The organism is Novosphingobium sp. ZN18A2 (assembly GCF_036784765.1).
Lineage (GTDB): Bacteria > Pseudomonadota > Alphaproteobacteria > Sphingomonadales > Sphingomonadaceae > Novosphingobium.
Map to the genome: position 1 here is coordinate 2,448,891 of NZ_CP136651.1, position 19,932 is coordinate 2,468,822.

At 62.9% G+C, this 19,932-nt stretch carries 18 protein-coding genes; 6 read left to right on the top strand and 12 right to left on the bottom strand.

All coding sequences use genetic code 11. The annotated features are described in order from the left end of the window. Positions 1-121: 121 nt before the first annotated feature. Both RXV95_RS11665 and RXV95_RS11670 read left to right on the top strand, forming a co-directional pair. Complete coding sequence (locus RXV95_RS11665; protein ID WP_338466219.1) at positions 122-2,275, top strand: PQQ-dependent dehydrogenase, methanol/ethanol family; 2,154 nt, start codon at positions 122-124, stop codon at positions 2,273-2,275. After that, entirely contained in the window at positions 2,272-2,685 is a 414-nt protein-coding gene (locus RXV95_RS11670; protein ID WP_338466220.1) for a VOC family protein, read from the top strand. The genes RXV95_RS11665 and RXV95_RS11670 overlap by 4 nt, the downstream gene beginning before the upstream one ends. Here RXV95_RS11670 and RXV95_RS11675 read toward each other — a convergent pair. From RXV95_RS11675 to ilvD, 4 genes are read right to left on the bottom strand one after another with little or no spacing between them, the layout of a single operon-like run. Continuing rightward, the gene (locus RXV95_RS11675) at positions 2,682-3,887 is read right to left on the bottom strand and encodes a glycerol dehydrogenase (RefSeq protein WP_338466221.1); all 1,206 of its coding nucleotides are present in this window, start codon (positions 3,885-3,887) and stop codon (positions 2,682-2,684) included. The genes RXV95_RS11670 and RXV95_RS11675 overlap by 4 nt on opposite strands. 5 nt (positions 3,888-3,892) lie before the next feature. Further along, positions 3,893-5,242, bottom strand: a complete 1,350-nt coding sequence (locus RXV95_RS11680) for a GntP family permease (RefSeq protein WP_338466222.1) — start codon at positions 5,240-5,242, stop codon at positions 3,893-3,895. Continuing rightward, positions 5,239-6,183 carry a D-glycerate dehydrogenase gene (locus RXV95_RS11685; protein ID WP_338466223.1) on the bottom strand — a complete coding sequence of 315 codons (945 nt, stop codon included), beginning with the start codon at positions 6,181-6,183 and terminating at the stop codon, positions 5,239-5,241. The genes RXV95_RS11680 and RXV95_RS11685 overlap by 4 nt, the downstream gene beginning before the upstream one ends. Next, complete coding sequence (gene ilvD / locus RXV95_RS11690) at positions 6,184-8,037, bottom strand: dihydroxy-acid dehydratase (RefSeq protein ID WP_338466224.1); 1,854 nt, start codon at positions 8,035-8,037, stop codon at positions 6,184-6,186. A gap of 165 nt (positions 8,038-8,202) precedes the next feature. Between ilvD and RXV95_RS11695 the strand changes: the two genes are divergently transcribed. Both RXV95_RS11695 and RXV95_RS11700 read left to right on the top strand, forming a co-directional pair. Beyond that, on the top strand, positions 8,203-8,982 hold the full coding sequence (locus RXV95_RS11695) for an SDR family oxidoreductase (protein WP_338466225.1): 780 nt from the start codon (positions 8,203-8,205) through the stop codon (positions 8,980-8,982). 45 nt (positions 8,983-9,027) lie between these two features. Then, a complete protein-coding gene (locus RXV95_RS11700) occupies positions 9,028-9,339 on the top strand; it encodes a DUF1330 domain-containing protein (protein ID WP_338466226.1) in 312 nt (103 codons plus the stop codon). Between the two features lie 308 nt (positions 9,340-9,647). Here the strand turns inward: RXV95_RS11700 and RXV95_RS11705 are convergent, their stop codons facing one another. The 4 genes from RXV95_RS11705 to RXV95_RS11720 are packed head-to-tail and all read right to left on the bottom strand — an operon-like array spanning position 9,648 to position 12,938. Continuing rightward, positions 9,648-10,364 (bottom strand): IS6 family transposase, encoded by a 717-nt coding sequence (locus tag RXV95_RS11705; RefSeq protein WP_338466227.1) that lies wholly within the window; start codon positions 10,362-10,364, stop codon positions 9,648-9,650. Positions 10,365-10,396: 32 nt separating this feature from the next. After that, a complete protein-coding gene (locus RXV95_RS11710; protein WP_338466228.1) occupies positions 10,397-11,350 on the bottom strand; it encodes a fumarylacetoacetate hydrolase family protein in 954 nt (317 codons plus the stop codon). Next, on the bottom strand, positions 11,347-11,916 hold the full coding sequence (locus RXV95_RS11715; RefSeq protein WP_338466229.1) for a cupin domain-containing protein: 570 nt from the start codon (positions 11,914-11,916) through the stop codon (positions 11,347-11,349). Before RXV95_RS11715 ends, RXV95_RS11710 begins: the two co-directional genes overlap by 4 nt. 26 nt (positions 11,917-11,942) lie before the next feature. Beyond that, entirely contained in the window at positions 11,943-12,938 is a 996-nt protein-coding gene (locus tag RXV95_RS11720; RefSeq protein WP_338466230.1) for an alpha/beta hydrolase, read from the bottom strand. 51 nt (positions 12,939-12,989) lie between these two features. Here RXV95_RS11720 and istA (RXV95_RS11725) point away from each other — a divergent pair, with 51 nt between their 5' ends. Both istA (RXV95_RS11725) and istB (RXV95_RS11730) read left to right on the top strand, forming a co-directional pair. After that, positions 12,990-14,510 carry an IS21 family transposase gene (gene istA / locus RXV95_RS11725; protein ID WP_338468554.1) on the top strand — a complete coding sequence of 507 codons (1,521 nt, stop codon included), beginning with the start codon at positions 12,990-12,992 and terminating at the stop codon, positions 14,508-14,510. Next, complete coding sequence (istB, locus tag RXV95_RS11730; RefSeq protein ID WP_338466231.1) at positions 14,500-15,279, top strand: IS21-like element helper ATPase IstB; 780 nt, start codon at positions 14,500-14,502, stop codon at positions 15,277-15,279. The genes istA (RXV95_RS11725) and istB (RXV95_RS11730) overlap by 11 nt, the downstream gene beginning before the upstream one ends. Before the next feature lie 63 nt (positions 15,280-15,342). Here istB (RXV95_RS11730) and RXV95_RS11735 read toward each other — a convergent pair whose 3' ends face one another. From RXV95_RS11735 to istA (RXV95_RS11750), 4 genes are all read right to left on the bottom strand, one after another. After that, the gene (locus RXV95_RS11735) at positions 15,343-15,717 is read right to left on the bottom strand and encodes a hypothetical protein (RefSeq protein ID WP_338466232.1); all 375 of its coding nucleotides are present in this window, start codon (positions 15,715-15,717) and stop codon (positions 15,343-15,345) included. Between the two features lie 127 nt (positions 15,718-15,844). Beyond that, positions 15,845-17,332 (bottom strand): ADP-ribosylglycohydrolase family protein, encoded by a 1,488-nt coding sequence (locus RXV95_RS11740; protein WP_338466233.1) that lies wholly within the window; start codon positions 17,330-17,332, stop codon positions 15,845-15,847. A 294-nt stretch (positions 17,333-17,626) separates the two neighbouring features. After that, positions 17,627-18,427: an IS21-like element helper ATPase IstB gene (gene istB, locus RXV95_RS11745; protein WP_216313962.1), complete on the bottom strand. Its 801-nt coding sequence runs from the start codon at positions 18,425-18,427 to the stop codon at positions 17,627-17,629. Next, positions 18,424-19,707 (bottom strand): IS21 family transposase, encoded by a 1,284-nt coding sequence (gene istA, locus RXV95_RS11750; protein ID WP_338466234.1) that lies wholly within the window; start codon positions 19,705-19,707, stop codon positions 18,424-18,426. The genes istB (RXV95_RS11745) and istA (RXV95_RS11750) overlap by 4 nt, the downstream gene beginning before the upstream one ends. Positions 19,708-19,932: the final 225 nt, after the last annotated feature.

The window sequence follows — 19,932 nt, forward strand, 5'->3', positions numbered from 1 at the left end:
CTTGTTGCATAATATCAACGCATTTGCAATTCGATCTGATTTAGGTGGATTACGTCCTTGCACCGCAATTGCCGGGAATTCCCAGCGATAGGCGGTTGCAGGATCCGGGGAGATGATTGCGATGAAACAGTTGAAGTGGGTGCCCGCCTTCGTTCTTGGCATGACCCTGACGGCCTGTTCGGGAGGGAACGACGCGAACGGCGGCCCTGCCGGTTCGGTCGATACCGCGCGGATCGCGGCGGCGAAAGACACGCCGCAGGACTGGCTGACCTATGGCGGCACCTACGACGAACAACGCTTCTCGCGGCTGGGGCAGATCACGCCCGCCAATGTCGCCAGTCTCGGCATCGCATGGAGCCACGACCTCAAGACCTCGCATGGCGTCGAAGCCACTCCGCTGATGGTCGATGGCATTCTCTATGTCACCAGCGCCTGGTCGGTGGTTCACGCGCTTGATGCAAAGACCGGCGCCGAGAAGTGGGTCTATGATCCCCAAGTGCCCAAGGAGAGGGTGGCCAAGGGCTGCTGCGACGCGGTCAACCGCGGCGTCGCCGTTTACAAGGGTAAGGTCTATGTCGGCACCTATGACGGCCGCCTGGTCGCTCTCGATGCGGGCACAGGCAAGGTGGTGTGGAGCAAGGTGACTGTCGACCGGTCCAAGCCCTACACGATCACCGGCGCTCCGCGTGCCTTCAAGGACAAGATCATCATCGGCAATGGCGGATCCGAACTCGGTGTGCGCGGCTATGTCACGGCCTATGATGCCGATGATGGCGACGAGGCCTGGCGTTTCTACATCACCCCGAATCCGCAGAAGAAGCCCGATGGCGCAGCCTCGGACGAAGTCATGGCCAAGTTCGCCAATGCCAGCTGGGGTGATGATGGCGCATGGACCACCGATGGCGGGGGTGGCGCGGCCTGGGATTCGATCGTCTATGACGACGTCAACAACCAGATACTGGTAGGAACAGGCAACGCCTCGCCCTACAACGCCAAGATCCGTGATCCGCACAGCAACGGCGACAATCTTTTCCTGTCGTCCATCGTCGCGCTCGATGCCGATACGGGCAAGTACAAGTGGCATTTCCAGGAAACGCCGCGCGATATCCTCGATTACACGGCCACCCAGTCGATCATTCTTGCCGACCTTCCGGTTGGCGGTGGGGGAAAGACGCGCCGGGTCATCATGCATGCGCCCAAAAACGGTTTCTTCTACGTGCTGGACGCGGCCACAGGCAAATTCCTCTCGGGCAAGGCCTATGCCGAACAGACCTGGGCTACTGGCCTCGACGCCAATGGGCGGCCGATCGAGAACCCGGCCATGCGCCAGTTCGACCGGAAGCCTTTCCTGGCCAAGCCGGCCCCGGCGGGTGCGCACAACTGGAACCCGATGGGATACAGCCCCAAGACCGGCCTGGTCTATATCCCCGCTCACGATATGGCGCAGCTGATCGAGGAGCGTCCGGGCGGCTGGAAGGCTGCCCTGAAGTGGAATCTGGGCTACAACTTCGCTGGTGGCCTGCCGCCGACTTATCCCAAGGGCGCGCTCGCGGGCGTTCGCTCCACGGTCAAGGGATCGCTGATCGCTTGGGACCCCGTAAAGCAGGAAGCCCGCTGGACGGTGAACTATCCCAAGCCGTTCAACGGCGGGATCCTGACGACCGAAACCAACCTGCTTTTCCAGGGCGACAGCATGGGAACCTTTCATGCCTATGACGCCGCAACGGGCAAGGAATTGTGGTCGATGAACCTCAAAAGTGGCATCCAGGCCGCGCCAATCACCTATGAGATAGATGGCGAGCAATATGTCGCCATCGCTACCGGATGGGGCGGCTCATGGGCGCTAAACTGGGGCTTTGCGTGGGATGAGGCCGTGGCTCCCGACGTCGGGCGGGTGTTCGTGTTCAAATTGGGCGGCAAAGGCACCGTGCGCGCTCAGATGCAATCCACCGTCGAGAAGACTCCAAAGGCCAAGAGCTTCGGCACGCCGCAGCAAATTGCTGCTGGGTTCCAGAACTATTCGGAGAATTGCATGGTCTGCCATGGCCCGATTGCCGTAAGTTCGGGCGTGGTGCCCGACCTTCGCTGGAGCACGGTCGCGGCCGATGGCGGTGTCTGGCAGCAGGTGGTGCGCGAAGGCATCCTGTCCGGCAACGGCATGGTCTCGTTTAAGGACCAGTTGACCGCGGACGAGGCGGAAACGATCCGTGCCTATGTCCTCGACCAGGCCTGGCTCGCGGTACGGAACGGCGACGCCAAGGCGCCCAAGCCATGAAGGTCAATGCGCTCGATCATGTGAACATCATCACCGATGACCTGGCCGGCACGGCCAGGTTCTTCGCGGAGATGTTCGATCTCGATGTTCACGATGGTCCGGAACCACTCAAGCCCGAATGGGCCCAGTGGCTATATGACGATGCCGGGCGCGCGATCTTCCACATCAACGCCAAGGCCATGCCCCAGGCCTATGGCCGCGAAACGCCTGCAGGCAGGGTCACGGGCGCGATCCACCATGTCGCGCTCAACTGCAGCGGCCATGCGGGATTTGTCGAACGGCTGGAGCGGAACGGCATCGATTATCGCCTGAACGAACTGCCGTCGGTCAACTTGCGGCAGATCTTCTTTCACGAACCCAATGGCGTGCTGCTGGAGCTGAATTTCTTCGGCGAAATGCCAGTCGATTAGGCGGACTGACGCGCCGCCGCACGCTGTGCCTGACCGATCCTGTCGGCTTCGACAACCGCCTGACGCGTCCGTTCGGCGGTCATCTCGAATGGCAGGTTGCCGAGGAACGGGAACGCCATTGTCCCGGCGATGAGCGTCCCGATCTCCGCGCTGTCGGATGACAGACCCAGATCGTCCAGGCACACCGGCAGGCCGAGCGCCGAGAGAAAGCCCGCCGCCTTCTCGGCCTCGTTCCGGTCACCTTCCGCCGCCAACTGGGTGACGATGCCCATCGCCACCATCTCGCCATGCAGGAACCGATCATGCACGGCAGGGATCAGCGAATAGCCCTGCGCCACCGCATGGGCGAGCGCGAGGCCGCCATTCTCCACCCCCAGGCTGCTGAGCAGCGTATTGGCCTCGATTATGTCCTCGAGCGCCGCATCAGGCACACCCTTGGTGACCGCCGCCATCGCCGCCGCACCATTCTCGTAGATCAGCTCCGCCGTGTGGCGTGCAACGATCGTACCGGTACGCGTCGGCGCGGCACCGAACACGGTGACGCCCATCGGCGCATTGCGGGTCGCCCGCGCTTCGTACCAGGTCGCGAGCGCATCGGCGATCCCGGCCGCCAGATAACGCGGCGCGGCCTGCGCAACGACAATGGAATCGATGATTACCAGCGCGGGATTGGCGTCATAGATTTCCGCATCCTCGGTCGCGCCATCCTCTGTGTAGATCACCGACAGGCAAGCGCCCGGTGCATCGTTCGAGGCGAGCGTTGGCGCCACGATAACGGGCACGCCAAGCCGGTGGGCCACTGCCCGCCCCGCATCGATCACCTTGCCCCCGCCGATCGCCACGACCGCGTCCACCGGCTGCTCTGTGGCGCGCAAACGGGCGGCCTGCGCCTCGATTTCAGCCCGCGTGCACTCGCCGTGAAAATGCGCCGCGACCACGCCGACGTCTTCACTCTCCAGGCTGGCGATGATCGCGCCGCCCTCGGCCCCGTGGCTACGCTGCGAAAGCAGCACGCCGCAACGCGAAAAGCCGAGGCGATTTGCATAATGCCCCATCTGCCCGAACACGCCCGGCCCCTGCACATAGCGTGCGCACGACCCCCAGACGCGCGGCAGCCCCGCCGCATTGGCCAGCGGTGCGGCGAACAGGTCGGGGGCGGTGAATTCCAGCTCGGATTCAGGCATGCTCGGGTCCTCGTGCATTCGGTTCAGGTTGCGCTGGCGAGCGCAATGCAGACGAGCGTCGCGATGATCGGAATGATTACGGTAATCACCGCGATATCGCGATAGGCCTGCCTGTGGGTCAGGCGAGTGATGGTGAGCATCGCGATCACCGCCCCGCAGTGCGGCAGCGAATCCAGTCCCCCGCTGGCCATCGCGGCCAGCCGGTGCATCTCTGCCGGATCAATGCCCATCGCGAGATATTGCGGGGCCAGCGTCTGCATGAAAATCTGCAGCCCGCCCGAGCCCGAACCCACAATACCCGAGACAACGCTGACCGCGCCGAACATCGACAACAGCGGGCTTTCCTTGAACGACAACATCATTGCCGCAAAATTCTGGAAGCCCGTCGTCAGCACCACCACGCCGCCAAAGCCAATCACCACGGATGTGGCGAACAGCGGCATGATTGCCTCCTGCGCGCCCTCTCCCAGCACCGCAAGTGGACGCGAACGCACTCTTGCGAACAAGACCAGGCCAAGCGCGCTGCCCGCAAACAGAGCCAGCGACGGCCACAACACCGGCTGGGCGCCGGCAAATTCCGAGACAACACCGGGCAAGGCGGCAGCGCCCAGGCGAGGCAGGACGATCAGGCCCACGACAGTGACCAGCGGCAGCAGGGCCAGGGTCCAGTGCGGCAGCACTTCGCGCCCCGCGTCCTCGCGGCAAACCGGATCGCCCGGCGCCGGGTCGAACCCCTCACCCGCTACCTTGGCCTCGCGCCGTTGCCATTCGAGATAGGTCATGCCGAGCACGAACATGATCGTCGCCCCGACAAGACCCAGCATCGGCGCGGCATAGAGGTTGGTTCCCAGGGTCAGCGTCGGAATGATATTCTGGATCGAAGGCGTGCCCGGCAGGGCGGTCATGGTGAACGTTCCCGCGCCCAGCGACGCCGCTGCGCAAAACAGGCGCTTGGGAATGTTTGCCTCTTCCAGCAGCCGCAACCCCAGCGGATACATGGCGAAGATGACCACGAATACCACCACCCCGCCATAGGTCAGAACGGCGGTGGCCAAGACCGTGATCCACAGCGCGCGATCCGCCCCCAAAAGCCGCACCAGCGCCATGGCGATACCTGCTGCCGCGCCGCTTTCCCCCATGACCCGTCCGAACATCGCGCCCGCCAGAAAAAGGGTGAAGAATTTGCCCGCGAAGGCAAACGCCCCCAGCTTTCCGAACAAATACCCGTTTTCAAAGGTATCGCCGAGCGGCAGCCCGCTGGTGGCGATGACCAGCATCGAGCACACCAGCGAGGCGAGGATGATATTCGTGCCGCGCAGCGCAAGCCAGATCAGCAATGCCAGGCTGGCGAGCAGGCCGAGCGAGGAAATCATACCGCTGATTGCGGCAGGGGCACCGGATCGTTCACGCTGCCATCTCGGAGAAAGCGCACGATATTGCCGATCCCGCGCTGCACCATATCGCTGCGGCATTGCGCCGTTGCACTGCCGATATGCGGGGTCAGTACGACCTGCTCCATCTCCATCAGCCGCCGCGGCACCGCGGGCTCGTCGACAAAGACATCAAGCCCGGCCGCCGCGATATGACCGCTCTCAAGCGCCGCTATCAAGGCGTTCTCGTCCACCAGCGGACCTCTTGCGGCATTCACCAGCACGGCCCCCTGTTTCATCGTGGCAAGTGCCCCGGCATCGATCATGTTGTGCGTCTCGACGGTCAGCGGCGCATGGAGCGTCACAATATCGGCCTGGCTTAAAAGGTCATGCAGGCTGGGCCTGTATTCGGCGCCTGTTTGCGACGCGGCAGGACTTTCGGCCTGGTCGATGTAAAGGATCTTCATGCCGAAGCCGGTGGCACGGCGCGCCACTGCCCGACCGATCGCGCCGAAGCCGACAATGCCCAGCGTTGCCCCGTTGACTCGTGTGCCCACCGGCGGAATCCCCCCGCCCGCCCATTTTCCGGCGCGCAGGTAACGTTCGCCTTCGCCCAGACGGCGAGCAGCAGCGAGGATCAACGCAAATGACAGGTCGGCGGTGTCTTCTGTCACGACCGGCGTATTCGACACGATCAGGCCTCGCCGTGCGGCTGCGTCTCGATCGATATTGTCAAAGCCGACGCCAAGATTGGCGATCAATCCGACGCTCGCCGGAAGCCGCTCGATCAGCGCGGCATCGACCGGGTCGACCGCCGTCGCCAGATAGGCCACCGCATCGGCTGGGATACCCTCTTCGGGCGAGACGAAGCGCAGCTCGTCTTCACCCACTGTAACGGGGGGCAACGGAAGGGCGCGACTTGTCCCGATGTTCAGCGTCGCCATTCAATTGTCCTCCGGCGGCAGGCGCACCCCGCCGCGATCGGCGCTGGTTGCAAAGTGGGCGTAGATCTTGAGTGCGTTGGATACATGACGTTCGCGCAGGCCCTTGGGCTTCCAACCCTTGGCGTGTGCGTTCTCCTCTGCCCGGCGACGATCGAGCTCCGTGTCATCGACCAGAAGGTTTATCGAGCGGTTGGGAATGTCGATCTCGATCTGATCGCCTTCCTCGATCAGCGCTATCGCACCGCCGGCAGCCGCTTCAGGCGAGATATGTCCGACTGACAGGCCCGAGGTTGCGCCCGAATACCGCCCGTCGGTAATCAGGGCGCAACTTTCCGCCAAACCAACACCCTTGAGGATCGTCGTCGGCATCAGCATTTCCTGCATTCCCGGCCCGCCCTTCGGCCCCTCGTAACGGATAACGATAACATCGCCTTGCGCGATTATGCCCTTGGTCCGTATCGCTTTCACCGCTGGCTCCTGCGCGTCGAAAACGCGGGCCCGGCCCACGAACCTGAGCATATGCGGCTTGACCGACCCGGTCTTCACTACGCAGCCGTCCTTCGCGATATTGCCGAACAGGATGGCAAGCCCACCTTCCTGGCTGTGCGCATGGTCGATGTCGCGAAGGCATCCTTCTTCCCGGTCGAGATCGAGCTCTCCGCGCGTTTCATGGGACAGCGCCTGCGCGCCGGTGCGACCTGACGCGTCGGCCGAATACCAGGTGCGGACGGCTTCATCATTGGTTCGCTTGACGTCCCATTTTTCGAGCACATCGCCCAGCGTTCCATCCGGTTCGGCCAGGTGCCGCGCGGACGTGTCGATCTTGCCCGCACGTTCAAGCTCGCCGATAATACCGATTACGCCGCCCGCCTTGTGGACGTCTTCCATAAAGTAATCGGACGTGGCCGGCGCTACCTTGCACAGGAAGGGAATTTCGCGTGACATGCGGTCGATGTCCGCCATCTTGAAATCGACCCCGCCCTCTTCCGCAATCGCCAGCAGGTGGAGGATGGTGTTGGTTGACCCGCCCATGGCAATGTCCATCGCCATTGCGTTCATGAACGCCTCCCGCGTGGCTATGGAGCGTGGCAGGACAGCGTCATTGCCCTGTTCATAATAGCGCTTGGTAATGTCGACGATCGCCCGACCCGCCTGCTGGTAGAGCCGCCCCCGATCCGCGTGGGTGGCAACGAGCGACCCGTTGCCCGGCAGGGCCAGACCCAGCGCCTCGGCCAGGCAGTTCATGGAATTGGCTGTGAACATCCCCGAACAAGAACCACAGGTGGGGCAGGCGTTTGCCTCGACATCTTCGATGCGCTTCCCGAGTTTGTGCGCGGGATTGAGCGTCGCCACGACCGTGTCGGTTGCATCCATCCGCTGCAATTCGCCATCGATTTCAATCCGCCCGGCTTCCATCGGACCGCCCGAAACATAGACAGTCGGCAGGTTCAGCCGCATTCCGGCCATCAGCATCCCCGGCGTGATCTTGTCGCAATTGGAAATGCAGATCAGCGCATCGGCGCAGTGGGCGTTGACCATATATTCGATCGAATCGGCGATGAGGTCACGACTGGGCAGCGAATAGAGCATGCCGTCATGCCCCATTGCGATACCGTCATCGATCGCGATGGTATTGAACTCGCGCGGGATTCCTCCAGCTTCCCAGATCGCATCGCATACGATCCGGCCGATTTTGTTGAGGTGGACATGTCCCGGCACGAATTCGGTAAAGCTGTTGGCGACCGCGATGATCGGCTTGCCGAAGTCGCTGCCTTTGACGCCCCCCGCCCGAAACAGCGCCCTTGCACCGGCGGCCAACTGGCCTGTTGTGACCTTGTCTGAACGATACGCCATGGCTGATCTCTCAATTGCTGGTTTCGCGAACCTATACTCGTCGCTCCTCGGGAAATTGATTTTTCAAACCTCGTGACTGCCACGCGAAATCAAGCAGATCTGCATCGTCCTGCGATTGCAATCCCAAGGCTCGGCCAGCGGCTATGACGATTTACGGGAGGAATCATGGATCTGGGAATTTCGGGAAGGACGGCGCTGGTGTGCGCCTCGAGCGACGGACTAGGATTCGCCTGCGCCAAATCCCTTGCGGAAGCGGGCGCACGAATCATCCTCAATGGACGCGACCCGAGCAAGCTTGCCAAGCGGGTGGAAGACTTGCGGCGGGAATTTGACGGCGAGGTTCTCGCGGTTGTGGCCGACGTTGGGACTGAAGCTGGTCGTTCGCAGCTGCTGGCAGCCGCTGGCGAGGTGGACATCCTGGTAAACAATAACGGCGGACCGTCACCCAAACCCTGGCGCGAGCTTGACCGCGAAGCAATTGTTGCCGGGATCGATGCGAACATGTGGGCCGCAATCGCCATGATCCAGGCCGTCCTGGATGGGATGGTGGAACGCCGCTTCGGCCGCATCGTCAACATCACTTCTGCAGCCGTCAAGATGACAATGCCCGGCTTGGAACTGTCCACCGCAGCCCGAAGCGGACTAACCGGCTTTGTCGCGGGCATCAGTCGCGATGTTGCAAGTGCGAATGTCACGCTCAACAACCTGTTGCCCGGCGCCTTCGAAACGGCGCGAATGGAAGCCTTGGCAGAGAGGATTGCGGCGCAGAAAGGTCTGATCGCCGCAGATGTCGCCGCGGCCCAGGCCAAGCAGATACCCGCCGGCCGTCTGGGCAACCCGGCGGAATTCGGTGCGACCTGCGCGTTTCTGTGCTCGGCCCACGCCGGGTACATGACCGGACAGAATGTTCTGATCGACGGCGGCGCATACCCTGGCGTCAATTGACCCGGCAATCCCTGTTCACGTTAAACTCAAGCGAGCGCTGGAACCATGTCAGAGATGAACCCGAACGGACCAAAGGCCTATTACCTGATCGAGATCGCGATCCATGACTTCGAGCGCTACCGGGAATATCCCAAGGGCGTCGAACCGCTGATCGAGCGATATGGCGGACGCTACCTCGTGCGGGGTGGCGAGGCGACCTCGCTGGAAGGCGCGGAGCCCGGAGGCAGAATAATCGTGCTCGAATTCCCGAACATGCAGGCCGCGCAGGATTTCGCCAATTGCGATGAATATCCTGCCGTTGCCAAGCATCGCCTCGCATCTTCGGCATCTCGAATCCTGTTGGTAGAAGGCATCTAATGGTGTGGGTAGTCGTGAAACGGAGGGTATGTTTCCGCTAGGTTTCGTGGACAAAGGTTGACAGCGGACTCGCCGATTGATTCAACGCTGACTTTTGGAGGCGGCGTTGGGCGAACGGATTGGATTGGCGGACGACGAATGGGCGATCATCGGCACGTTGTTGCCGCCTGAGCGTGGTCGCGGTTGCCGCCCTGCACAGGACAACCGGTTGTATTTCGAAGGCATGATGTGGATTGCCCGTACGGGTGGTGTCAGTCGGATGAAAACTGCTCTCCACTGGACGCAAGGCTCCCGGAAAGCGTCCTGCCTCAGGCCATAAGGGACTGCCACTCGGCGAGTGCCGCCGAGCGTCGTTCCTTGTAGACTTGCCTGCTGACGAGGTGGCGTTCCTGGGAAAAATGGTTGTGGACCGAGGCGTGAACCGAAGCGAATTTCTGTAGCGTCTTCATGCGCCGGAAGCGCTGCATCGCCCGCTCTCGTCGTCGGAACGGCAAGTGTGAATTCTCGGCCCGGTTGTTCAGATGCCGACCAACTTCCCGGCGCCCCTCGTTTCCGAGCTCATGCATGGCCGCCGGATACGAGCGCAGCCCGTCGGTGACGATCGTCTCGGCCTTGCCGTGCCGCTTCAGGGCCTTCTTCAGGAACCGCAAAGCCGCGGATTTGTCACGTTTCTTGGTGACATAGGATTCCAGGACTTCGCCTTCGTGATCGATAGCCCGCCACAGGTAGCGCATCTCGCCGTTGATCTTCACGTAGGTCTCATCCAGATGCCACCGCCAGTGCCGAAAGCCCCGCATCCGGCTCACCCGCTGGCGCCGGATATCAGCCGCGAACATAGGACCGAACCTGTTCCACCACAGCCGGACCGTCTCGTGACACAAGTCGATGCCCCGCTCGAACAGCAAATCCTCGACGTTCCGCAGGCTCAGCGGGAACCGGACATAGAGCATCACCACCAGCCGGATCACCTCCGGCGAAGAGTGAAAATAACGGAACGGCGAAGCTGGTTTTCGAGCGCGGGGCATGACCCCGCCCTACCCTCGCCCCATCCCATTCGCTAGCCGATGCAGTTCATTTGACAGTGCCGCTCTGAACCATCCTTGGCGCGACCGACCATCCTGATGCAATCTCCGAATGCCATAAATGGTGTTTTAGGCGCGCCGTGGGCAATGATTTCAATGGCGCGTACCTCGGAAATACAGCTTGAGCCGACATCGGCATAATTCCTGTTCGATACGGTACCGGATCCGATCACGGTCCCTGCTACAAGATCACGCGTGAGGGCTGCATGGGCCACAAGTTCATGGAACCCGAAGGCCATCTCTCCACCGTTGGCAGAGCCGAAACGGTTGCCGTTCCAATCAATCGCTAGATCGAGATGAGCGCGCCCATTTTGCCATGCATCGCCCAGTTCATCCGGCGTGACGGCGAACGGCGCCATCGAACAGGCCGGTTTGGCCTGTACCCAGCCGAAACCGGTTTTCATCTCCACGGGTGCGATGGCGCGGAGTGACCAATCGTTTATCTGCACGATGAGCCGAATATGCTTCATTGCATCAGCGGCATTCGTGCCCATCGGCACATGATCGACGATAACCCCGAACTCGCCCTCGAAATCGATACCGTGGTCGGTGGTTGGCAATGGAATGTCGTCCGTTGGCCCGAAGAACCGATCGGACATACCTTGATACATCAGCGGTCTGTCCGTCTCGATCGGATCGTGTCCGAAGGCGACCTGCATCAAATCGCCATGTGTCGAGAACGCGGACCCGTCGAGCCATTGCCACGCGCGAGGAAGCGGTGCCGCGATGCGATCTGACGTCAATGGTTCACCCTCGCCCGCCGCAAGCCGGGCCTGGGCCTTCCGGAGGGCTGCCTGCCCGGCGTTCCAGTCATCCATCAACGACTGAAGTGTTGGCACTTCGCCCACTTCAATAAAACGGGCACCCGCTTGATCGACGACTGAAAGCACGCCGTCGGGCGATCCGTCTTTCAGCGTTGCCAGCTTCATGGGCGAAGATCCTCCTCGAACCGGCCGTCTATCAGCACGAAGCAGATGCGGCAGTTCTTGTCAGACCGATTGGCCCAGCCATGATTGGTTCCACGCTGTACAACGATATCGCCCGCGCGAACGGTGGTTTCGCCTTCATCCATGATGAGCACAAGTTCGCCTTCGAGAACTATGCCGTAGTCGATGGTTTCGGTTCGATGCATGTGCGCGTGACGCGCGCCGGAATGCATGTGCGAAGATGCGTCCGCTGCGCCCACTTCCGCGAAATGCGCTCGCGCCTGCTCGGTAGTGGTTCCTGCAAGTTCCGGCGCATCGGGAGGAATGTCGAGCACACGGATGCGAGTGCCGTTCTTCGGAGGCGCCAACCTGATGCCATCTTCCTGCGGCTCGCCCGATGCTGCGTCGATCGGCGCTGGCGTGGCTTGCGTGTTCCACACCTCATGAAACAGCGGTCCGGTCTCTCCGCCGATGCGCTTCACGCGGGGCACGGCGCCGTCTTCCTGAATGATCGCGCGGCCTTCGCTGTCGTGCCCGGTCACGATCCGGCGGACTGTTGCATCGCCCATGATAAATTCCTCTCTCGAACCCGATATCAGGCAGCCGTCCTGCCGCCGAGCGTTTCGGCGAACCAGTCGGCAATGTAGTCGATCGCGAAGGCGTGGTTATCCGCGCCGACGTGCTCGACGCCACCCTCGCGCGGGGTGAACCACTTGAGCTCGCGGCGCGGCGAATTGACCAACTGGTCGTAGGCCTGCTGGGCGTAGTCCTTGCTGATCTGGCGGTCCTGGACGCCGTGGGTGACGAGGAACGGCACCTTGATGCGGTCCATGTGACCGTTGAGGTTCATGTCCTTCGTGTTCTCGAGGAAGTCGTCCATGTCGCTCGCGCCGAACACCCAGAACACGTGGCCCCAGTAGTGCGGAACGGGGTTCTCACCCTCGCGCTGCATCCGCTTGTACTGCACTTCGTGCCAGTTGTGGTTCGCGCCCCACGCCGCGCCGCTGGCGAAACGCGGCTCGTAAGCGACCGCGCGCGGCGCGAAGTGGCCGCCCAGCGAGATGCCGGTCATGCCGATCTTGTCGTTCAGGACGTCGTCGCGCGTTTCGAGATAGTCGACCCACTTCGAAGCCCACTTCTCGCTGTGTGGCGTCGCAGGTAGGCCCTGCAGCCGCAGCGCTTCGCCGGTGCCCGGCTGGTCGACGCAGATCGAGTGGATGCCGCGCTTGGCAAGCGCAGTGGGGAAGCCGCCCATCCACAGCATCTCCTTCATCGAGTCGAGGCCGTTGCAATAGACGACGCAAGGCGCGGGGCCTTCCACCGGAGCCTTGTGGAACAGCCCGGTGATTTCCTTCCCCTCGTAGGGAATGGTTATCTTCTCAACAGGTTCGTTGGTATACTTCATGCCGCGCAGGAAGTTGGTGATCGCCTTGTCATAGGTCGCGGCGCGCCCGGCCGAGCCGTGCGCCTGCATGCGCTCGCCAGTCTGGTAGTAGATCGCCGAGCGCTTGAACTTGTTGCCGGCGGAGTGTTGATTTCCGTTGAGAGTTGACCCGGGAGAGGCATAAATTTCCACTGAGAAGTGACCCATGTTCTGACCTTTCCCCTGGCTTTGGCGTCGGGGGATTATGGAGTGATCGACATGGCGTTACTGAGCGTAATCCGGCGCTGGCATTTCCGTGATGGGATGCCGATCCGGGAGATTGAGCGACGGACCGGTCTCTCGCGTAATACGATCCGCAAGTATCTTCGCAGCGGTGCGGTTGAGCCCAGGTTCAAGGTGCCCGACCGGCTAAGCAAGCTGGACCCGTTTGCCGAGAAGCTGGCGGGATGGTTGCGGATCGAGGCTGGCCGCTCGCGCAAGCAACGGCGCACGGTGAAGCAGATGCACGCCGATCTCGTCGCCCTGGGCTTCGATGGTTCCTACGGCCGTGTTGCGGCCTTTGCGCGCAACTGGAAGGCCGACCGGCAGCGTGATTCCCAGACCAGCGGGCGCGGGACCTTCGTGCCGCTGGTGTTCCAGCCAGGCGAAGCGTTCCAGTTCGACTGGAGCGAGGACTGGGCGATCATTGCCGGCAAGCAGACCAAGCTGCAGGTGGCGCACACCAAGCTGTCGCACAGCCGGGCGTTCATCGTCAGGGCCTATCTGCTCCAGACCCACGAGATGCTGTTCGATGCGCTGACCCAGGCCTTCCGGGTGCTCGGCGGTGTGCCGCAGCGCGGGATCTTCGATAACATGAAGACCGCGGTAGATCGGATCGGCAGTGGCAAGGCGCGACAGGTCAACGCCCGGTTCGCGGCCATGGCCAGCCATTACCTGTTCGAGCCCGAGTTCTGTAATCCGGCTTCGGGGTGGGAGAAGGGGCAGGTCGAGAAGAACGTCCAGGATGCCCGCCGCCGGCTATGGCAGCCGATGCCCAGCTTCCCCGATCTCGATGCGCTCAATGCCTGGCTCGAAGAACGCTGCATCGCGCAATGGGGGCAGATCGCACATGGCGCGTTGCCCGGCAGCATCGCCGATGTGCATGCCGCGGAGGTCGCCAGCCTGATGCCGCTGGGGCGGCCCTTCGACGGCTTCGTCGAGCATACCAAGCGGGTATCGCCGACCTGCCTCGTAAACTTCGAGCGCAACCGTTACTCGGTGCCGGCCTCCTTCGCCAACCGCCCGGTGAGCCTGCGGATTTACCCGGACCGGATCGTCATCGCCGCCGAGGGCCGGTTCCTGTGTGAGCACGAGCGGATCATCGAGCGGGGCCATCATCTTCCCGGGCGGACCATCTATGACTGGCGGCACTATCTGGCGGTGATCCAGCGCAAGCCTGGCGCTCTGCGCAACGGCGCGCCGTTTACCGAGATGCCCGATGCGTTCCGCCAGTTGCAGGGATATCTGCTCAAGCGGCCCGGCGGCGACCGGGAGATGGTCGAGATCCTCTCGCTGGTCCTGCACCATGACGAACAGGCAGTGCTGTGCGCCGTCGAACTGGCGCTGGAGGGCGGTGTTCCAACCAAGACCCATGTGCTCAACATCCTGCATCGGCTGACCGACGGCAAGGCGCCGCCAGCATCACCCATCGACGCGCCACAAGCCCTGCGCCTTGCCCAGGAGCCGCTCGCCGACGTCGGCCGCTATGATAATCTGCGGGGGCTGCGCCATGCGTCATGATCCCGCCAGCGCTGCCGTGGAGGTCATGCTGCGCGGCCTCAAGATGTACGGCATGGCCCAGGCGGTGAGCGATCTCATCACCCAGGGCGCCCCGGCCTTCGATGCCGCCGTGCCGATCCTCTCGCAGTTGCTCAAGGCCGAGATGGCAGAACGCGAGGTCCGGTCCATTGCCTACCAGATCAAGGCCGCCCGGTTCCCCGCCTACAAGGATCTGGCCGGGTTCGACTTCGCATCCAGCGAAGTGAACGAGGCCCTGGTGCGCCAACTGCACCGTGGCGAGTTCATCGATGGCGCTGACAATGTCGTACTGATCGGTGGCCCTGGAACCGGCAAGACTCACATGGCCACTGCCCTGGGTATACAGGCCGTGGAACACCACCGCAGGAAGGCACGGTTCTTCTCCACCGTCGACCTGGTCAACATGCTTGAACAGGAAAAGGCCATGAACAAGGCTGGCCAGCTTGCCGAGCGCCTGCTGCGCCTCGACCTCGTAATCCTCGACGAGCTCGGATACCTGCCGTTCAGCCCGTCAGGCGGGGCGCTGCTGTTCCACCTCCTCTCCAAGCTCTACGAGCAGACCAGCGTGATCATCACCACCAACCTCAGCTTCAGCGAATGGGCTGGCGTGTTCGGCGATGCCAAGATGACCACCGCACTGCTCGACCGGCTCACCCACCACTGCCACATCCTGGAAACCGGCAACGACAGCTTCCGGTTCCGGGCCAGCTCCGCGGCTCCCAAAACCAGAAAGGAACAATCACCCGCTTGACCCTACCCGCTCATCGCGGGAAACACACATCCAACCGGGTCACTTCTCGATGAAAATCCCGGGTCAACTCTCAACGGAAATCAACAGCTTGGTATAGCCCAGCTTGTGCAGCACCCGCAGGTGCCTGCGCACGGACTTCAACGGCATGTCGAGGTGCTCGGCGATGAAGGCGTCCGTCAGGAGCTCGTCATCGACCCCGTCCACCACGAGCAGGAAGATCTTGACCTGGCTCGTGGTCAGGTTTTCGAGCTTCTCTTTCTGGACGAAAGCGACCACGCCGTCCTTGTCATAGGGCGCGATCACGTCCCAATCGAAGGTGTAGAGCTGCCGGAAAGGCGGCTTGGTGTCTTTGTTGAACGGCAGCACGTTGCTGCTCGGATCAGGCGCGGGCTTCACCTGGTTGGGAGCATCGGCGGAACGGTTGTTGAAGTTGGCCATAAGGACCCTCGTATTCGGCGCGGCACACATGCTTGTAGACCGCTTCGCCGTCCCCCAATGCTGTTGTCACGACCTGTGGGCAGCAAAGCGGAATTCACTGCCTCTCTTCTGAAATCGTCCATGCTGCCTAGCCAGCCTCCCCATCCGGTGCGGTCATGTCGGCCATGGTGTGGAGCAGGTTGGCCGTGGAGAGCAGGAGGTCATTCCAGGCGAGCCGCTCGAGCCAGTGCGGCGGGATGCCCGAGAGGCCATGGAGCGCACCGGCCAGCTGGCCGGTGATTGCCGCGGTGGTGTCGGCATCGTCGCCAAGGTTGGCGGCAAGAAGGACCGCATCGGCAAAAGTGCCGGTCCGCGCCACGCACCACAGCGCTGCCTCGAGCGAATGCGCGACATAGCCCGAGGACTTGATGGCATCGCGCGCCTTGCCGCGCCATGAGCCCGCCATGATCGGGGCGATGGCCCCGGCATAGGGGCCGGTGCGGGTCCGCAGGACCTGGCTGCGCGGGTGGCCGGTGATGGTCTCGGCGAGCACATCGGCGAAGGCCACGCAGGCATCGACCGCTTCGGGCGTGCCGTGCGTGGTGCGGCTCTGGCGCGCGGCATGGTCGCGGCGCTTGTCTGCATCCCACAGGTAGCGCAGCGCCACCGGCGCCAGCCGCATCAGGCTGCCGTTGCCCGCGCTCATCGGATCGGTCGATCCGGCGATGGGATTACCACTGGCCTTGAACCGCTGCAGTGCCTGCCGGGTGGTCACGCCGATATCGAAGCAGGTGCCGGTGCACGAGTTCTCGCCTTCCTCGTACCACTTGAGGAAGCGCGCCATGAGCTCGTCCTCGAAGGGCCCCACGGACTGGAACGTCTCGGCCAGTGCCAGCGCCATCGCGGTATCGTCGGTCCACTCCCCCGGCTCGAGCCCGAACGGGCCTCCGCCTGTCATGTCGGTAAGCAGCGGCTGGCTGTCGCGCCGGGTGAACTCGAGCGTGGTGCCGATGGCATCGCCGACGGCAAGGCCGAGCAATGCGCCGCGCGCGCGGTCGAGCACCGCATCATCGCTACGGTCGGGCGCCTCCTCGGGGATTTCTTCGCGGCAGAAGAGATGCGCGCCCTGCTCCGCGGTCTCGATGGCACCGGGCCGAGCTTCGCGGACCATGTCCTTGGCTTCCCTGTCGCTCACGCCCAGTTCGATCAGCAGGCGAGCGGCAACCGTCCCTGCCCGGCCCAGCCCGCCCTTGCAGTGAACCAGCACGTTGAACCCATCGCGCAGGATCGCGCGCAGCTCAGGCCCCTTCTCGCGCCAGGCATGCTCGAAGGCAAAGCCCGGCACGCCCGCATCGCGGATCGGCAGGTGGTACCAGGCCATGTGTGCTTGGACCACCGCTGCGCCGAGATCGCGCACGCCGAGGCTTTCCAGTTCATGCTCTTCAACCAGCGTCACCACGGCCGCCGCGTTCCAGCGCCGGATCGCCTCGACATCGAGCGCGAGGTCCCTGTTCCAGCTACCTGTTGCCGCACTCGCCTGCTTCTTGCCCGGGCAGAACGTGATCCCGATCAGTCCCTGCCCTTCATCGGCCTGGACTTCGGCGATCTGCAATGGATGGCTGGTGCTTGTGCGCATGGACGTTTCCCCTGTTCTCGATGACGGGGAGACGTGATCCATAGGTTGCCGAACCTTACAACAACTGTATGGTTCTGCTCATATTATTTGCTATATCCGTTCCCGGTTACACAGCCAGTTCGCGCAATCGCGGCGCCATGGCGCACGGTGTGACCGGTCAACCGGGTTTCTGATTGCGCGTTCATGACCAACAAATCATCCTGATTGGACGGGGCGTATTTTGCCTATCCTCCCAGTGGTGTCAAGCGAACCGAGGATTTGACCCCTTGGGCGAACTGAAGAACTGACCCCCTGTCATTGCGGTGCGGTTGCGGTGTTGTCGAGCGCAGATCCGGCCTTCTGCAGAAGGCCGGATCTGCGCTTTTCGCGAAGTCGGTAGCTGTCCCCGCGGATGGTGATCACGGTGGAGTGGTGGAGCAGGCGATCCAGGATCGCGGTTGCGACGACCGGATCGCCGAACACGCTGCCCCATTCGCCGACCGAACGGTTTGAGGTGATCAGGATCGATCCCTTCTCGTAACGGCGCGATACCAGCTGGAAGAACAGGTGAGCCGCGTCGGCTTCGAACGGCAAGTAGCCGAGTTCATCAATGATCAGCAGTTTCGGCCGGCTCAGCAACGTGAGTTGCTTATCGAGATTCCCGTCCATGTGGGCTTTGGCCAGAAGGGCCACGAGCGTTGCTGCCGTGACGAACTGGACCGAGTAGTTCTGCCGGATCGCCTCACGTCCCAGCGCCACCGCCAAGTGCGTTTTCCCCGTCCCGGGCGGCCCCAGGAACAGCGTCGTGTCACCGTGTGCGATCCAGCGGCACGTCGCCAGTTCCCGGATTTGCCCTGGATCCAGCGAAGGCTGCGCATCGAACTCGAAGCCGTCGAGTTCGCGCACGAAGGGGAACTGGGCGATCTTGCTCGCCATGGAGATCCGCCGTTCATCGCGCCGAGCGATTTCGCGTCCGACCAGGAACGCGAGCGCTTCGCGCAAGGTCATGTCCGAGCGTGCGGCTTCGTCGAGCAGCGTATCCAGCTGATCGCGGATTGCGGTCAGCTTCAGCCGGTCCAGCATGGCGATGAGGGTCTCGTGATCGACTGCCATCACCATGCCCCTCCCGCAACCGCTTCGTATTCGGCGAGCGGCCGCAACAGCGCGGGCGGCGCAGCCGGCGGCATTGTCGCGCGCCCGGGCGCGGCACCGACGAGCCCAGCCAGATGCGCCCGTTCGATAACCCGCTGCCGGCGACCCTCGCATTGGGCATGATCGGCCACGACCTCGCCGGCATGACGGACGATGACGCGACCGCCCAGAACCACGACCTGAACCGTCTCGCCGACGAGACGCCACGGGACCGAGTAGCTGTTGGTGTCGAGGTCGATCGCGCAGTCGGAGCGCACCTTGCGGGCCAGGTCGCGCAGCTGGCCGAACGGTGCGCGTCCGCTGAGCGGACGCAGGGCATTCGCCTCATCGGCAAAGCGCACGATTGGCAGTTCGCCAGTGGTGCCGTGAACGCGCATGTCGGCAACCTCCCGGTTCCATTGATCCAGGTGGGCAACGAACGCGCCCCAGCTCGCGAAGCGGCGGCCTGCGATGGCATTGCGCTTCACATAGCCGACGCCGCGTTCATCCTTGCCCTTCGTTCGGGCTCGATACGGAGCGCACGCCCTTGGACTGAAGCCCCAGTAGCGCGCGAAGGCATGGAGCCGGGTATTGAACCGAACCTCGCGGGTCGCTGCATCATGATGGTCGACCAGGGCTCGCGCATTGTCGAACAAGACCTCGGTCGGCACGCCGCCGAACCGCAGGAACGTGCCCTCCATCCCTTCGAACCAGTCCGCCTGCCGCTCCCGGAGCGAAGGCCGGATATGCATCCGCCGCGAGTAACCCAGCGTCGCCACGAACAGGTGGATCTTGACCCGCTCATCGCCGATCCAGACCCTGGTGTCGCCGAAGTCGATCTGCAGCTGATGCCCAGGGCGAGTCTCGAAGCGCACCGTCGCCTTCTTGTGCGCCCTCAATTCGCGCCGCCAGGGCTGGACCCGCAGCTCGACAGAACGCAGCCCGATCACGATCCCGTGCTCGCTCGCCAACTCCTGGCGGATAACATCGGCATTCCCGTTGTGCCGGAAGAACCGTTCGCGAAGCCAGTCATCCAAGCCGTCAAAGGCCGACTTGCGCGGTGCCTTGGCAAACGGCACGACGCCCCCGGCGCGAAGGTAGCGGCGCACCGTGTTGCGCGCGCAGCCAAATTCCTTCGACAGCCGCTTGGCTCCCCAGCCAAGTTCATGCAACCGCACCATCGCGGCCACCTCGTCCGGTTGAAGCATCTCTTCTCCCTGCACAGCAATCGCCTGTGCCGGGATTTCTGATGTCCCTATCGTCATCTGTCCCTCCTCTTGTCGAACCCAGAGGGGGTCAGTTCTCAGATTCGGAAGGGGGGCAGTTTCTCACTTCGCCTGACAAGTGGACTAGCCCGGATATCTCACACCACCATTTGATTTGACGTATGGGCGGGCTTTTCGCGGTCTTTCGGCGGCGACAGCGGCGGCCACGAGGCGTGGCGGCAGCTCAAGGGAGCATTTTGGCAGTTGCGGGGCGAGGAGCACCGT

Excerpts from the sequence above, each read along its gene's own strand:
- RXV95_RS11705 (WP_338466227.1), bottom strand. The coding sequence starts at position 10,364 with ATGCCCCGCGCTCGAAAACCAGCTTCGCCGTTCCGTTATTTTCACTCT.
- istA (WP_338468554.1), top strand. The coding sequence starts at position 12,990 with ATGGCGTTACTGAGCGTAATCCGGCGCTGGCATTTCCGTGATGGGATG.
- istB (WP_338466231.1), top strand. The coding sequence starts at position 14,500 with ATGCGTCATGATCCCGCCAGCGCTGCCGTGGAGGTCATGCTGCGCGGC.
- RXV95_RS11665 (WP_338466219.1), top strand. The coding sequence starts at position 122 with ATGAAACAGTTGAAGTGGGTGCCCGCCTTCGTTCTTGGCATGACCCTG.
- ilvD (WP_338466224.1), bottom strand. The coding sequence starts at position 8,037 with ATGGCGTATCGTTCAGACAAGGTCACAACAGGCCAGTTGGCCGCCGGT.
- RXV95_RS11700 (WP_338466226.1), top strand. The coding sequence starts at position 9,028 with ATGTCAGAGATGAACCCGAACGGACCAAAGGCCTATTACCTGATCGAG.
- RXV95_RS11720 (WP_338466230.1), bottom strand. The coding sequence starts at position 12,938 with ATGGGTCACTTCTCAGTGGAAATTTATGCCTCTCCCGGGTCAACTCTC.
- RXV95_RS11695 (WP_338466225.1), top strand. The coding sequence starts at position 8,203 with ATGGATCTGGGAATTTCGGGAAGGACGGCGCTGGTGTGCGCCTCGAGC.
- RXV95_RS11675 (WP_338466221.1), bottom strand. The coding sequence starts at position 3,887 with ATGCACGAGGACCCGAGCATGCCTGAATCCGAGCTGGAATTCACCGCC.
- RXV95_RS11735 (WP_338466232.1), bottom strand. The coding sequence starts at position 15,717 with ATGGCCAACTTCAACAACCGTTCCGCCGATGCTCCCAACCAGGTGAAG.
- RXV95_RS11670 (WP_338466220.1), top strand. The coding sequence starts at position 2,272 with ATGAAGGTCAATGCGCTCGATCATGTGAACATCATCACCGATGACCTG.
- RXV95_RS11685 (WP_338466223.1), bottom strand. The coding sequence starts at position 6,183 with ATGGCGACGCTGAACATCGGGACAAGTCGCGCCCTTCCGTTGCCCCCC.
- RXV95_RS11680 (WP_338466222.1), bottom strand. The coding sequence starts at position 5,242 with ATGATTTCCTCGCTCGGCCTGCTCGCCAGCCTGGCATTGCTGATCTGG.
- RXV95_RS11710 (WP_338466228.1), bottom strand. The coding sequence starts at position 11,350 with ATGAAGCTGGCAACGCTGAAAGACGGATCGCCCGACGGCGTGCTTTCA.
- RXV95_RS11715 (WP_338466229.1), bottom strand. The coding sequence starts at position 11,916 with ATGGGCGATGCAACAGTCCGCCGGATCGTGACCGGGCACGACAGCGAA.
- istA (WP_338466234.1), bottom strand. The coding sequence starts at position 19,707 with ATGACGATAGGGACATCAGAAATCCCGGCACAGGCGATTGCTGTGCAG.
- RXV95_RS11740 (WP_338466233.1), bottom strand. The coding sequence starts at position 17,332 with ATGCGCACAAGCACCAGCCATCCATTGCAGATCGCCGAAGTCCAGGCC.